Origin of the sequence: Pontibacter vulgaris (assembly GCF_022758145.1) — a bacterium.
GTDB lineage: Bacteria > Bacteroidota > Bacteroidia > Cytophagales > Hymenobacteraceae > Pontibacter > Pontibacter vulgaris.
Genome location: NZ_JAJVDH010000008.1, coordinates 1 through 13,390, shown reverse-complemented (window position 1 = coordinate 13,390; position 13,390 = coordinate 1). Strand labels below are relative to the sequence as shown.

General features: G+C 44.0%; 14 protein-coding genes and 1 tRNA gene. 13 read left to right on the top strand and 2 right to left on the bottom strand.

The features are described from left to right. Positions 1–280: 280 nt before the first annotated feature. Positions 281–937, top strand: a complete 657-nt coding sequence (gene upp, locus LWP20_RS17135; protein WP_242929407.1) for a uracil phosphoribosyltransferase — start codon at positions 281–283, stop codon at positions 935–937. Positions 938–1,147: 210 nt separating this feature from the next. Further along, the gene (locus LWP20_RS17130) at positions 1,148–1,555 is read left to right on the top strand and encodes a small multi-drug export protein (RefSeq protein ID WP_242929406.1); all 408 of its coding nucleotides are present in this window, start codon (positions 1,148–1,150) and stop codon (positions 1,553–1,555) included. A gap of 64 nt (positions 1,556–1,619) precedes the next feature. On the opposite strand, the gene LWP20_RS17125 is transcribed toward LWP20_RS17130, so the two are convergent. Next, a complete protein-coding gene (locus tag LWP20_RS17125; protein WP_242929405.1) occupies positions 1,620–2,963 on the bottom strand; it encodes a DEAD/DEAH box helicase in 1,344 nt (447 codons plus the stop codon). Between the two features lie 244 nt (positions 2,964–3,207). Between LWP20_RS17125 and LWP20_RS17120 the strand changes: the two genes are divergently transcribed. The 6 genes from LWP20_RS17120 (at position 3,208) to LWP20_RS17095 (ending at position 7,384) form a co-directional block, all read left to right on the top strand. Next, entirely contained in the window at positions 3,208–3,645 is a 438-nt protein-coding gene (locus tag LWP20_RS17120; RefSeq protein WP_242929404.1) for a hypothetical protein, read from the top strand. Between the two features lie 297 nt (positions 3,646–3,942). Beyond that, on the top strand, positions 3,943–5,277 hold the full coding sequence (locus LWP20_RS17115) for a dihydroorotase (RefSeq protein ID WP_242929403.1): 1,335 nt from the start codon (positions 3,943–3,945) through the stop codon (positions 5,275–5,277). Between the two features lie 2 nt (positions 5,278–5,279). Next, positions 5,280–5,648: a DUF6980 family protein gene (locus LWP20_RS17110; protein WP_242929402.1), complete on the top strand. Its 369-nt coding sequence runs from the start codon at positions 5,280–5,282 to the stop codon at positions 5,646–5,648. Between the two features lie 262 nt (positions 5,649–5,910). Further along, positions 5,911–5,987, top strand: a tRNA-His gene (locus tag LWP20_RS17105). Positions 5,988–6,115: 128 nt separating this feature from the next. Continuing rightward, the gene (locus LWP20_RS17100; RefSeq protein WP_242929401.1) at positions 6,116–7,039 is read left to right on the top strand and encodes a PfkB family carbohydrate kinase; all 924 of its coding nucleotides are present in this window, start codon (positions 6,116–6,118) and stop codon (positions 7,037–7,039) included. Between the two features lie 144 nt (positions 7,040–7,183). Continuing rightward, positions 7,184–7,384 carry a hypothetical protein gene (locus LWP20_RS17095; protein WP_242929400.1) on the top strand — a complete coding sequence of 67 codons (201 nt, stop codon included), beginning with the start codon at positions 7,184–7,186 and terminating at the stop codon, positions 7,382–7,384. Positions 7,385–7,465: 81 nt separating this feature from the next. On the opposite strand, the gene LWP20_RS17090 is transcribed toward LWP20_RS17095, so the two are convergent. Then, positions 7,466–9,187, bottom strand: a complete 1,722-nt coding sequence (locus LWP20_RS17090; protein ID WP_242929399.1) for a M61 family metallopeptidase — start codon at positions 9,185–9,187, stop codon at positions 7,466–7,468. A 161-nt stretch (positions 9,188–9,348) separates the two neighbouring features. Between LWP20_RS17090 and rpmH the strand changes: the two genes are divergently transcribed. From rpmH to LWP20_RS17065, 5 genes are all read left to right on the top strand, one after another. Beyond that, positions 9,349–9,507: a 50S ribosomal protein L34 gene (rpmH, locus tag LWP20_RS17085; RefSeq protein WP_242929398.1), complete on the top strand. Its 159-nt coding sequence runs from the start codon at positions 9,349–9,351 to the stop codon at positions 9,505–9,507. 35 nt (positions 9,508–9,542) lie between these two features. After that, on the top strand, positions 9,543–9,959 hold the full coding sequence (locus tag LWP20_RS17080; protein ID WP_242929397.1) for a ribonuclease P protein component: 417 nt from the start codon (positions 9,543–9,545) through the stop codon (positions 9,957–9,959). A gap of 28 nt (positions 9,960–9,987) precedes the next feature. Next, positions 9,988–11,637, top strand: coding sequence for a S41 family peptidase (locus LWP20_RS17075; RefSeq protein ID WP_242929396.1), 1,650 nt, complete (start codon positions 9,988–9,990; stop codon positions 11,635–11,637). A 140-nt stretch (positions 11,638–11,777) separates the two neighbouring features. Next, positions 11,778–12,476, top strand: coding sequence for a tRNA (adenosine(37)-N6)-threonylcarbamoyltransferase complex dimerization subunit type 1 TsaB (tsaB, locus tag LWP20_RS17070; protein WP_242929395.1), 699 nt, complete (start codon positions 11,778–11,780; stop codon positions 12,474–12,476). A 7-nt stretch (positions 12,477–12,483) separates the two neighbouring features. Beyond that, positions 12,484–12,996 carry a DUF2480 family protein gene (locus tag LWP20_RS17065; protein WP_242929394.1) on the top strand — a complete coding sequence of 171 codons (513 nt, stop codon included), beginning with the start codon at positions 12,484–12,486 and terminating at the stop codon, positions 12,994–12,996. Positions 12,997–13,390 lie beyond the last annotated feature (394 nt).

The window sequence follows — 13,390 nt, the reverse complement described above, 5'->3', positions numbered from 1 at the left end:
AAAAACTGGATGATACATAACAGGTTGGCAATGCGTCAGGATATGTAACGGCTTTAAGTGCAGGTATAAGTATAAAGCAGCATTAAAGTTTCAGAGAAAACAGGTGTAAATTTAAACCGGTTGATGGTGGAAGGCAAAGTTTAAGATGGCTTAAAACAAAGTATAAATAGCCGAAAAAGAAAAGGCAGCAACAGAAACCAAAGGCGAAATTTTACGGTAACTTTGGTGCTGTGCCGGTACTATGTATATTAGCTAACCAGAACGCGTACAGGCAAACCTCATGAACAAAGAAAACCTTCATATTCTTACGGAAACGCCATCGCTGGCTAATCATTTTGTGGCCGAGCTGCGCGATGTAAACATACAGCACGACAGCCTTCGCTTCCGCAGAAACCTGGAAAGATTAGGGGAGCTGCTGGCTTACGAAATTTCTAAAACGCTGCCTTATACTTCGGCTGGCATAACTACGCCGCTGGCGCAAACGCAAACCCAGTTGCTGCAGGCGCAGCCCGTGCTGGCAACTATACTTCGGGCTGGTTTGCCCTTGTATAATGGCATGTTAAACTATTTTGATAAAGCTTACAGCACGTTTGTTGGGGCTTACCGCGTGGAAGAAGAGAATACTGAGCTGCAGATAAACATGGAGTACCTGGCATCTACTGACCTGCACGATAAGATACTTATACTTGCCGACCCGATGCTGGCTACCGGAAAATCGCTGGTGAAAGCATATAAAGGCATGCTGCGACATGGCAAGCCGGTGCAGGTACATGTGGCGGCGGTTATTGCCTCGCCGGAAGGAGTAAAATATGTGCAGCAGGAAATACCGGAAGCCAGCATCTGGCTGGGAGCGCTGGATGATCATCTCAACGAGAAATCATACATTGTGCCGGGCCTTGGAGATGCCGGTGACCTTGCCTTTGGCCCGAAAATATAGCTGAACTATAACGGGGGTGTGCCTGTTACTAAACAGTTCGCACTCAATACAATAAACCTGACGGTTAAACAGTTGTTATAGTAAAAGTGCTATTATTTTACTGGCCTTGCTCGTATATTTTAGTTTATAGAGTAAGTTTAGATTTTAGATTACAATTTAGATTTTGTGTAGGTGGAGATTTTAAAGTACTTATCGGTTTACCTGGTTAGCATGGTAAAATTTTTTGGTGGCCCTGTGGCCGGAAGCAGCCTCGGGTTATCGTACTTTGAAACGTTCTTGTTTACTGTAGCCGGAATGATGACGAGTGTAGTAATTTTCTCGATCATCGGGCGGGCTTTTTCGGAATGGATGGCAAAGCGGCGTCGCGAAAAAAAGGAACCTGTTTTTACCCGCAAAAACCGCCGTATAGTGCAGGTATGGCAACGGTTTGGTATTATCGGCATTGCTTTTCTTACTCCTATTTTCCTGACACCTATACTTGGTACCGTAGTAGCGGCTTTATTCGGAGCGCCTCGTAAGCTTATTTTCGTGCACATGCTCTGGAGCGCTGTGCTTTGGGGGGCGGCGCAAACCTTACTGGTTTATGAGTTTAAACAACTGGCTGCTACTTTTCTATAACATAGAGTATAACTATAAAATAACAAAGAGGCCGGTGCTGCTACAGCACCGGCCTCTTTGTTTATTAACGTTTCTTCTTTTTGGTTTTCTGCCAGAACGAAACTTTAGGGTCTTTTTTACTGGCTGCTTTCCTGCTTCTTGGTATGGCTTTCTTTTCATGGAAAGCGCCTTTAAAATCCGGGTTGTCGCGCCGCTTCTGGCGGTCTATCTCCATGGCAATTTCCTGTTGCTCATCAAAAGGAGTTTTAAACACTTCCACCTCGGCAGGCAAAGGTAACTGCGGAATCTGCATCCGGATCAGCTTTTCAATTTTAGCCACATGGTACATCTCGGCTTCGTTGGCAAAAGTTATGGCTGCACCCACGTTTTCGGCACGGCCGGTCCGGCCAATGCGGTGCACATAATCTTCGTATACAAAGGGCACATCAAAGTTGATTACATGGCTTACCATGGTAACGTCGATGCCACGTGCTGCTAAATCGGTTGCAACTAAAAAGCGTACATCGCCGCCTTTAAAAGCTTCCATGGAGTTGATGCGCGTGTTCTGGCCTTTGTTGCCATGTATGGCGCGTACTTCGCCGTAGTTGCGGTGTTCTATAAACTTGGATACACTCTCGGCGTTCTTCTTGCTCCTTGTAAAAATAATAACCCGTTTAAGGTTTTCTGTATCCTGAATAAGATGTTCGAGTAGCGCAATTTTAGTACGCAGGTTTGGTACCTGATATAATACCTGGCTTACTGTTTCTACTGGCGTGGCCTGTGGCGTTACTTCAATGCGGGTCGGGAATTCCAAAAACTCTTCTGACAGTTCTACCACCTTTTCGGGCATAGTTGCTGAAAAGAGCAGGTTCTGGCGTTTGCGCGGAATTACTTCCAGGATCTGGCGAATCTGCGGCATAAAGCCCATATCCATCATCTTGTCGGCTTCGTCGAGCACCATTGTCTTCAGCTCTTTCAGTATCAGTTCGCCCTTCATGTAAAGTTCCAGCAGGCGCTTGGGCGTAGCCACAATAATATCAAGGCCTTTGTTGATGATCTCGATCTGCGTTTTGGGGCCTAAACCACCATAAATAGCGGTATGTCGGATATCGGTATACTTGGCGAGCAGGCTTATACTTTCTTCGATCTGCATGGCCAGCTCGCGGGTAGGGGCAAGTATAAGTGCGCGCGGATTTGTGCCCTGCGCATACTTTACCTTCATAAGTATAGGCAGCAGGTAAGCGGCTGTTTTTCCGGTTCCGGTCTGGGCAATTCCCATTATATCGTGGCCAGCCATAATCTGCGGAATGGCTTGCAACTGTATAGGCGTAGGCTTGTCGTAGCCAGCTTCTTCAATGGCATTCAGCAATTGTTTGTTCAGCTGAAAATCTGCGAACGTGGTTATCTCTTTCTCTGCTTCTTCTGCCATGGTACTATAGTTTATACTTAGTGTTAATATGCAAAGGTACGGGATTTTTGCGGGAGGCAGGAATAATGTGTTTAATACAGTCTCAGAATATGCGTATATTGTAAGACTATGGAAAAAGTAGTTAGAAGAATTAGTCTGAAAGATCAGCAGTCTGATTTTGCTTTTTGGCAGACAAAGTCCCCGGAGGAGCGGTTGGCTGCTATTGAGTTGCTTAGAAATCAATATATCAAATTTATAAAGAAAGATGCTGAGCCCGGACTTCAGAGAGTTTGTAGAGTTATTAAACAAACACAAAGTTAATTATCTTATAGTTGGAGGCTATGCAGTTGGTATTCATGGTCATCCAAGGTATACCGGTGATCTGGATGTTTGGATCAGCCCTAATCCCAACACTGCCAAAACAATGGTGCTGATTATGAAAGAGTTCGGATTTGGAAGTTTTGGATTGACAGAAAATGATTTCTTAGCTAAAGATAACATTATTCAGTTGGGTTATCCACCATTTAGAATTGATGTGCTAACAAGTATAGATGGTGTAGCTTTTGAAGAATGTTTCCCCAATAAAGTGGTAATTGAAGATGAGGGAGTACCTGTAAATTTCATAAGTTTAAAAGACTTGCGGAAAAACAAGGAAAGTAGCGGGCGTAGACGAGATCTGGATGATTTAGAGCATTTATCTTGATATGAGTGAGCAAATAATATTATGAAAGGCAGAGATAAGCAGCAGTATTCTAAGCAATACCCTGAAGTACGAAAGTGGCTTAATCAATGTATTGTATGCCAGTCTGAGGGGTATAAGCCTGAACTGCCAGAAACAATTTACCCGGGTTTTTTAGCTGAGAATATCAGAGAATACTACACTCCGTTGGAAGTTAATGAGCTGAAGATTTGTACTGAATGTGCAATGCACCTGCATCAGTAATGCGTTCTTGTCGTAAGCTTACTTCTAACTAATCTCTTCTCTCCGTATCTTAGCATCATGAAATCTATCCTCATAAAGAATGCCCAACTCGTTAACGAAGGAAGTATAACAAATGCCGATGTTCTGGTAAAAGAAGGACGCATTGCGCAGATAGGCCAAAGTATAACAACCGAAGCTGACCAAACTATAGATGCTACCGGTTTATACTTGCTGCCTGGTGTAATAGATGACCAGGTACACTTCCGGGAGCCGGGCCTGACGCACAAAGCAACTATAGGCTCAGAAGCGAGAGCGGCTGTGGCTGGCGGTACTACTTCTTTTATGGAGATGCCGAACACGGTGCCGAATGCTACAACCCAAGAACTGTTGGAGGACAAGTATAACATTGCAGCCGAAACCTCGCTGGCGAACTACTCTTTTTACATGGGGGCCACCAACGATAACCTGTCCGAAGTGCTGCTTACCAACCCGAATACGGTTTGTGGTATCAAGATATTTATGGGTTCTTCCACGGGGAACATGCTCGTAGATAATGCCGAAACACTGGAGCAAATCTTCTCGAAAGCCAAACTGCCGATTGCCGTGCACTGCGAAGACGAGCAGACCATCCGCGATAACATGGCTATCTATGAAGAAAAGTATGGCGATGATATTCCGGTAAAATGTCACCCCGAAATTAGAAACGAAGCTGCTTGTTTTAAATCTTCTTTCCTGGCAGTAAAACTGGCTGAGAAGCACAACACGCGCCTGCACATCCTGCACATCTCAACTGAAGAAGAACTGAAGCTTTTTCGCAACGATATTCCGCTGGAACAGAAGCGTATTACTGCCGAAGTATGCGTGCACCACTTGTGGTTTGATAAGGAAGATTACGACAAGTATGGCACCCAGATAAAATGTAACCCGGCTGTAAAAGAGCATCGCCACAAAGAGGCTTTGCTGAAAGGTTTGCTGGAAGATAAGCTGGATGTGATTGCCACCGACCATGCCCCGCACCTGTGGGAAGAAAAACAAGGCAAGTATAAACAAGCGCCAAGTGGTGTACCACTGATTCAACACTCTTTACAGATGATGTTGGAGTTTGTGAAGCAGGGCAAACTGACTCTGGAGAAAATGGTAGAGAAAATGTGCCATGCGCCGGCTATACTTTTTAACGTGCGCGAGCGTGGCTACATACGCGAAGGCTACTGGGCCGACCTGGTGCTAGTAGACCTGAACAAACCTTACACGGTTACCAAAGAAAATACCTACTATAAATGCGGCTGGTCGCCATTCGAGGGCCATACTTTCAGTTCAACTATAATACATACTATAGTTTCGGGGCATCTGGCTTATAGCAAAGGTGCGTTTGATGAGAGCAAAAAAGGGGAGAGGCTATTGTTCGACAGGTAAGTATGGAGTTAGAGAAGTTTAAAGAATTACACTATAAGTTCTTCGAAAAGGAGCTTCCGGAAGAAGTATTAGAGTCAGAAGAGTATGAAGCTTACGAGGAGGCTATACACGAAGACGAAACCTGCTATAACTGGGCCACTGCCGAAAAGCTGAAAGCCAAAGGCTTCGATTACGAAAGCTACTGCTGCATGATGATGGCCGATAAAGTATTTGAAAGCCTGGACGAAGATGGGGAGATAAAGTATGATGACCCTGAAGTAATTATCAATAAATGGGACGAAGGGCTTTATGGCATACCAGTACACAATGGCGGCGCAACTATGGTGGTAATAAATTACTGTCCGTGGTGCGGCACTAAGCTGAGTAAGTAATAAGGCTGGTATGAGTAAGGGTATGGCGCGAGCGTCCACGCTCGGGACTTGCTATAGTTGGGCCTCCGGCCCAGTTGAGTTATAAACTCAATTTTATATTTAGTCTGGAGATTCGTGGCAGTAAAACTATAGCTACAGCAACTGTCTTTACTTGAAGTAGTTAACTTTTTAAAGCAGTTGCGCGTGAAATTTTTTTAATTAAAAGTGTGTACAAAGTATTGCAAATAACAAAACGTGCTGTATATTTGCACTCTCAAACACGGTGGTTGTAGCTCAGTCGGTTAGAGCACCAGATTGTGATTCTGGGGGTCGTGGGTTCGAGCCCCATCTTCCACCCCAAGCCCTTGAAGCAAACCTTCAGGGGCTTTTTTGTTTTAGTTAATTGCTAACTTGCAGAGTGTTTAAATTACTGGTTTTCAGTTTAAATTATTCACTCATTCAAAAATCAGTCATTCAAAATTAAAAGTATGAGCTTAGTAGTAGTTGGTTCGATGGCGTTTGACGCGCTGGAAACACCCTTCGGAAAAACAGATAAAATTGTAGGTGGCGCTGCAACTTATATTTCATTGTCGGCTTCTTATTTCGTGAAGCCAATAAATGTAGTATCGGTTGTAGGTGGCGATTTCGACCAAGACCACATCAGCCTGATGCACCAGCGTAACATCAGCACCGAAGGCGTGCAGGTTAAGGAGAACGAGAAATCTTTCTTCTGGTCTGGCCGCTATTTTAACGACATGAACAGCCGCGAAACGTTGGTTACAGAGCTTAACGTACTGGGCGATTTTGATCCGATCATCCCTGAAAACTACCAGGGCTGCGATTACCTGATGCTGGGTAACCTGGCACCACAGGTACAAAAAACAGTAATAGAGCGCCTTGTAAAGCGCCCGAAACTGATCGTGATGGATACCATGAATTTCTGGATGGACATTGCCCTGAGCGAGCTGAAAGAAACGATGGCTATGGTAGATGTACTTTCTATAAACGATGAAGAAGCACGCCAGTTAAGCGGTGAGTATTCATTGGTGAAAGCTGCCAAAAAGATCATGGCGATGGGGCCTAAGTTCCTGATCATCAAAAAAGGAGAGCACGGTGCCTTGTTGTTCAATGAAGAGAAAGTATTTTTTGCGCCGGCATTACCTTTGGAAGAAGTGTTTGACCCAACCGGAGCCGGCGATACGTTTGCAGGTGGCTTTATAGGTTACCTTGCAGCTACGGATGATATCAGCTTCGAAAACATGAAGCGCGCCATTATTCATGGTTCGGCATTGGCATCGTTCTGCGTAGAGAAATTTGGTACGGAGCGCCTTAAAAACCTGAGCCAGCAGGAGATTGACAACCGCGTGCAGCAGTTTGTGAACCTGGTTGCTTTCGATACTATACTACAGTAGGTTTAGCAAGTATAAACGATAGGAAAAGGGAGGCGAAAGTCTCCCTTTTTTGTTGCTCTATGGCAGGGGTTTAAGTATGGATTTGTAACCTAACCTTACGAATAGGGGTAAAACTAAAGTATAAACTACTTAAGAAAACAAGCTATGAGCATGCACGATAAGAATAAGAACACGAAGGACGAGCTTAAAAAGAATAACCCGGACCAGCAGGATCCGAACAAGCTGATGGGTAACATTGAGAGTAACCCACCACGCAATGCGCTAAACGAAGATGACACCAAAGTACAGAACCCAAACAGGAACCTGGCTAAAGGTGGCAACAACACACCTTACGATAAAAAGTAAGCGTACCAATAAAGCAAAATTAAACTATGAGATATAGAAGAGGAAAGCGTTAATGCTTTCCTCTTTTTGTTTGTGAAGGGATTAAAACTCTTGCTTCAGCCAAAGTTTAAAATGCTGCTTTTCGGTTTCGGAAGCATCAGAGCGTTTTGTTATTTTATACTTCGGGTAAAAGTGTTTTCTGCTTGCCTGCAGCGTTACCTGCCGCAGTTGTTTATCCCGGAAAAGCGTAAGCGTTACAGGTTGCTGTAAGTCTGACTGCGCTAATAAATGTTGCAGGTTTTGCTCCAGTTTCCGGCCATCTAAAGCAACCAGTTCATCGTCTATACTTAAGGCGGCAGAGGCCGGAGAGTCCGGTGCTATGGCGGTTACTTTTATACTTTGCTCAGCCGATATTTTAAAGCCATACTTGGCTTCATAGTGCAGCAGGTTGTCTTCGTTTTTCAAGCTACAGCCTACAAAGTATAAAGCCTCATCTAAAGCCTGCTCTATAGGTGCGTTTCCTTTAATAAAATTGTCGAAGTATAAACCGAGTGATTTGCCTGCTGCTAGCTCAACTATCCGTTCGTAATCCTGCGCTGTATAACCTATAGTGCGTTTGCCAAAATCCTCCCAAAGTTTCTTTAGTACAGTGTCCAGGCTGGCCTGGTTTTTTGTTTCGCGGCGCAGTTGCAGGTCGAGGAGAAGTGCTGTTAAAGCACCTTTTACATAAATAGATACTTTACGGTCAGGTATGCTGGGTTTGTAACCATCCAGCCACAGGTCAAAAGATGAATCGGCAAGAGAAAGATGCTGGTGGCCATAGTCAGTAAAGTAGCGCTGCAAGGTTGTGTTTAGTTCTGCAAAGTATTGTTCTGTTGTAAATACCCCTGAACGTGCCAGCATATAGTCGCCGTAATAGGTGGTAATGCCCTCGGCTACATACCCCGTTCGGAAGTAATTTTCCTGTTTAAGGTTGTAAGGCAGCATTTCTTTCGGGCGTATTTTCTTGATGTTCCACGTGTGGAATAGCTCATGTGAACTCACCCCGATAAATTCCTTGTACAAGCTGGGCTCCATTAGCAGCTCGCCGGGGCCAAGCGTGATAACTGTAGAATTGCTGTGCTCCACACCATGATAAGTACGGTATGGTAAAATCTGGTTCAGGTAATGATACTCTGTTGCCGGGAAATCGCCGAAAACCTGCAGTTGCTCTTCTGTAAATGCTTTAAAATCGTGTATGATCTTTTGCCAGTCAGGTTTGCAGTCGCCTTGTATCCAGATATGAAATTGCGTGCCTTGTAACTCAAATGCTTCGTGCTTCAGATTGCCACTGGCAATTAACGGACTATCAACTAACTGTTCGTAATTAGAGGCTTCTAAAGTATAATTCGCAGTTTTCTTTAGTCCGCAGGCAATTTGCCAGTTCTCAGGTATTTGTAGAGCAAGCTCACAAGTTTCGTGTTCCCGGTCTGCTACGGCCATCATACAGTTTATCGGGTTCAGGTATAGTTGCTCTTCATCCAGCCACGAGCCGCCGGCATCCATCTGGCGGGCGTAAAAAGTATAGGTTACCGTTATACTTTCTGCACTGCCGGTTTGCACCAGCCAGCGGTCTTTGGTTACCTTCTCTATTGTTATACTTCCGCCGTTAGCTGTGGCCTTTACATCGCGTATTTTCTGGGCAAAGTGCTGCAACTCGTAGCGCCCAGGGCGCCAGGCGGGCAGCTGCAAGTATAATTCAGTTGCTTTGTTATCAGGTATAGTTATGGTTATGGTCAGGTAATGCGACAGCGGATTTGTATAGGAAACGTGGTAGTGTATCATGCACCGGAAATTTGTTGAGAATAAAAAAGTGGCTTTTGAGAGTTATTTAACGCTTTTTGGCCCGAAACTATCATCTTTGTTAAAATATTAGTTAGGATGACTTTGCTAATTTAGAAAAGGTTCTCTAATTTTGCAGGCCATAATAAAACCATTGGCAGACGATGAAAAGAACATTCCAGCCTTCTCAGAGAAAAAGAAGAAACAAGCACGGTTTCAGATCTAGAATGGAAACCGCTAACGGTAGAAGAGTACTTGCTAGCAGAAGAGCAAAAGGCAGAAAGAGACTAACTGTTTCTGACGAGAAAAGACATAAGGCTTAATTCGTAGGTTGTGCTTTGCTTAACCGTAGCTGCTCATGCATATAGAGCCCGCTAACGATAACCAAACAGCGCAACCTTCTTCCTATACATTTTCGAAAGAAGAACGCTTGTGTAGTAAGCGCCTTATCGCGCTGCTGTTCAGCAAGGGTTCTTCTTTTAATTTGTATCCGCTGCGGTTTGTACTCTACACGCCACCCGGAGAGGAGCCGTTACCCGGCTCTACTCAGGTTTTAATTTCTGTATCCAAAAGATACTTTAAGCGCGCAACCGATCGTAACCGCCTGAAGCGGCAAATACGTGAGGCTTACCGCCTTAACAAGCATTTCCTCCTTCAGAACCAGGCACAGGCGCCACGCCTTCTTGCCATACTTTACATTGGTAAAGAAAAAAAAACCTACGATACAATTCAGAAAAAACTAATTTACGGTTTAGAACGTTGTTTGAGTAAGTAACCTTACCTCCGTCCCTAACCTGATTAGTATGTATAAAAAGTCTATTGCCGGCCTGCTGATTGGTAGCGTTGCTATGGGCCTGTTTGCTTTTAAAACAGAGTCTGAACGCTATTTCGAAATAGCCAAGAACCTCGATGTTTTTGCCTCCCTTTTTAAAGAAGTAAATACGTATTATGTAGATGACGTACCCCCATCTAAAATGGTACGCATAGGTATAGATGCCATGCTTAAGTCGCTGGATCCTTACACAAACTACATTCCCGAAGACGATATTGAAGATTTCCGGACCATGACCACGGGCCAGTATGGCGGCATAGGTGCTATTGTTGGCAGCCGCGATGGTAAAGTGGTAGTGCAAATGCCATATGAAAACTCACCTGCTCACAAAGCTGGTATTGTAATAGGCGACGAAATTCTGAAGATAGACGGGGTTAATGTATCGAACAAAAACTCATCTGATGTAAGCAAGCTGCTGAAAGGGCAGGCTAACTCAACGGTTAAACTGGAAATACGCAGCTACGGCCAGACAAAATCCAGAACTGTAGAATTGACAAGGGCCAATATTATGGTAGAGAACGTACCTTATTATGGCATGATCGATAACGAGATTGGTTATTTCCAGCTTTCGGGCTTTACAGTAGATGCCTCGCGCGAAGTGAAGATGGCAGTGCAGAAGCTGAAGGAGCAGGGTGCTAAAAAGATTATCTTCGATTTGCGCGATAACCCGGGCGGTTTGCTGCACGAAGCTGTTAACATCTCTAACCTGTTTGTTGATAAAGGCAAAGATATTGTAAGCACAAAGGGTAAGGTTAAAGACTGGAACAAAACATACAAAGCGCTTGATGAGCCTCTGGATAAAGAAGTGCCTTTGGTTATACTTACCAGTTCTCACAGTGCCTCGGCTGCCGAAATTGTGGCTGGCGTAATGCAGGACTATGACCGTGCTGTACTGGTAGGGGAGCGTACTTACGGAAAAGGTCTGGTGCAGGCAACACGTCCGCTTTCTTATAACTCGCAGTTAAAAGTTACTACAGCTAAATATTATATACCGAGTGGCCGTTGCATACAGGCCATTGATTATTCGCACCGCAACGAAGATGGCAGCGTGGGTACTATTCCGGATTCGGTGCGGGCTGCTTTCAAAACTGCTGCCGGCCGTGTAGTATACGATGGAGGTGGCGTTAGCCCGGATGTAGAAGTAAAACAACCTGATTATTCTGAGATCACCAGAACAATAGCTTCCAAAGGTTACTTCTTTGATTTTGCAAACAAGTATAAAGCCGAGCACCCAAGTATAGCAGCCGCCAGTAAATTCAAACTGACCGATGCCGAATATCAGAAATTTGTTGCTTTCCTGGGAAACAAGGACCTGAACTATACCACTGAGGTGGAGCGTGAATTAGAAGACCTGGCCGCAAAAGCCAAAAATGGCAAGCATTACGAGGATATTAAAAATGAGCTGGATGGTATAAAGAAGAAAGTGTCGCATAACAAAGCCAACGATCTGACCCGATTCAGACCGGAGATACAGGAAATGCTGGAAGCCGAAATAGCATCAAGATACTACCTGCAGAAGGGATATATAGAATCTACCTTCGACGATGATCCGGATATCCTGATGGCAAAACGCGTTCTGAACGATCCGCAGAAATACGCATCTTACCTGAAGGTGAAATAAACATATATAATATAAGAGGAGGGAAGTACTTTAAATAGTGCTTCCCTTTTTTAATATTAGTACAGGCAATACAGAATAGTTGTGACCTTGCTCAGGTTAAGTTAATTTTGCGGAAATAAGTTTTACCAGAATCCATACCCATGTCTTTATTATTAGCACTCGAAACCTCCTCTACTGTATGCTCTGTTGCTCTGTTTAACGATGCACAGCTACTAGGGGCATCAGAGTTGCGGATCGAGAAGTCACATTCTTCGCATATAACGGTTATGGTTTCGCAATTGCTCGAAAACTGCGGCTTTAGTCTTAAAGATTTAAGTGCAGTAGCTATTTCGGGTGGGCCGGGGTCTTATACAGGCTTGCGCATAGGTAGCTCTACTGCAAAAGGTCTTTGCTATTCTTTGGATATACCTTTAATAGAAGTTTCTACACTTTACAGTTTGGCTGCCCAGGTAATAGCAACTATACCAAATCCTGAGAACTACCTGTTTTGCCCGATGCTGGATGCCCGCCGCCAGGAGGTTTATACTTGTATGCTCACACATAACCTGGAAGAAGTATTGCCAATAGCCCCGGTTATACTTACAGAAGATACCTTTAGTAACCAACTGGCACATCAGCAGATAATATTTTTCGGAAGCGGTGCTGATAAGTTTAAATCTATGAAAGCTGGTTATTCGCAAGCCTTATTTATAGAGGGCATTGTGCCTTCAGCCAAACCAATAGGAGAGCTAGCACTTGCAAAGTATAACAACCAGCAGTTTGAAGATGTAGCTTATTATGAACCCTTCTATTTAAAGGATGTTTATATAACAAGTGCAGGTAAAAGCACTACTAATTAATACATATATGTCAGAGTTTGTAAATAAAGTAGCCCAAAGCGCACTCGTAACTCTAAACCTGGAAGAACTGTTGCACCCGGGCGAGCGTGTTATATATGATATAAAAGAAAATCTGTTCCATGGCCTTATACTGAGAGAGAAGGATTTCAGAGCATTTATAAAAGAGCATGACTGGTCTGTGTATGCCGGAAAGAATGTGGCTATAGTTTGTTCAGCTGATGCTATCGTGCCAACCTGGGCTTATATGCTTTTAGCTACAAAACTGCAGGCACATGCAAATTATTATGTATTCGGAGATCTGGAAGCACTTGAACAGGCATTAATGCAGGAGGCAATTTCCAAAATAGATTCAGAAGAGTATAGAGATGCAAAAGTAGTCATCAAAGGATGCGGAAGTATACCTGTACCAACTTATGCCTATGTAGAAATTATGCGAAAGTTGCTGCCAGTAGTTAGTAGCTTAATGTATGGCGAACCATGTAGTACAGTTCCTTTATATAAAAAGCCAAAGGCAATATAAAGTATAGTCTTTACTGAAAAGAAAGAGCCCTGCATTGTTAGGGCTCTTTCTTTTTGTAGTGGATATGAATCAAGGCAGGTATTTTGAGTAATGATTAAGAGTAAGAGAATTAACAAAATTTTTAAATCAAGCAGGAACTTCTAAGTTAATTACTGATGTTATTACTCTGCGCCTGGAAAGAAAGGCTGGTCGGGGAATTAGTGATTTGAAATAATTGAAAAACAATCCCCTTCACCGACAGCGCCTTAGCTGATGTGAGTAGAAAAGTTGGGGCCGGGGGCTTGCTTTCTGAAAACAAAAGGCTACTTTTGCAGCCCGTTCAGCCGGAGCGGGATTTGGGAAAAGGGCTTGTAAGGGCCCGGGGCCACAAAAAAGCTGCTTTTGCTTGTTGCAA

What these genes read in the sequence shown, in the direction of transcription:
- upp (WP_242929407.1), top strand. Translation starts at nt 281, where the DNA reads ATGAACAAAGAAAACCTTCATATTCTTACGGAAACGCCATCGCTGGCT.
- LWP20_RS17130 (WP_242929406.1), top strand. Translation starts at nt 1,148, where the DNA reads ATGGTAAAATTTTTTGGTGGCCCTGTGGCCGGAAGCAGCCTCGGGTTA.
- LWP20_RS17125 (WP_242929405.1), bottom strand. Translation starts at nt 2,963, where the DNA reads ATGGCAGAAGAAGCAGAGAAAGAGATAACCACGTTCGCAGATTTTCAG.
- LWP20_RS17120 (WP_242929404.1), top strand. Translation starts at nt 3,208, where the DNA reads ATGCTGAGCCCGGACTTCAGAGAGTTTGTAGAGTTATTAAACAAACAC.
- LWP20_RS17115 (WP_242929403.1), top strand. Translation starts at nt 3,943, where the DNA reads ATGAAATCTATCCTCATAAAGAATGCCCAACTCGTTAACGAAGGAAGT.
- LWP20_RS17110 (WP_242929402.1), top strand. Translation starts at nt 5,280, where the DNA reads ATGGAGTTAGAGAAGTTTAAAGAATTACACTATAAGTTCTTCGAAAAG.
- LWP20_RS17100 (WP_242929401.1), top strand. Translation starts at nt 6,116, where the DNA reads ATGAGCTTAGTAGTAGTTGGTTCGATGGCGTTTGACGCGCTGGAAACA.
- LWP20_RS17095 (WP_242929400.1), top strand. Translation starts at nt 7,184, where the DNA reads ATGAGCATGCACGATAAGAATAAGAACACGAAGGACGAGCTTAAAAAG.
- LWP20_RS17090 (WP_242929399.1), bottom strand. Translation starts at nt 9,187, where the DNA reads ATGATACACTACCACGTTTCCTATACAAATCCGCTGTCGCATTACCTG.
- rpmH (WP_242929398.1), top strand. Translation starts at nt 9,349, where the DNA reads ATGAAAAGAACATTCCAGCCTTCTCAGAGAAAAAGAAGAAACAAGCAC.
- LWP20_RS17080 (WP_242929397.1), top strand. Translation starts at nt 9,543, where the DNA reads ATGCATATAGAGCCCGCTAACGATAACCAAACAGCGCAACCTTCTTCC.
- LWP20_RS17075 (WP_242929396.1), top strand. Translation starts at nt 9,988, where the DNA reads ATGTATAAAAAGTCTATTGCCGGCCTGCTGATTGGTAGCGTTGCTATG.
- tsaB (WP_242929395.1), top strand. Translation starts at nt 11,778, where the DNA reads ATGTCTTTATTATTAGCACTCGAAACCTCCTCTACTGTATGCTCTGTT.
- LWP20_RS17065 (WP_242929394.1), top strand. Translation starts at nt 12,484, where the DNA reads ATGTCAGAGTTTGTAAATAAAGTAGCCCAAAGCGCACTCGTAACTCTA.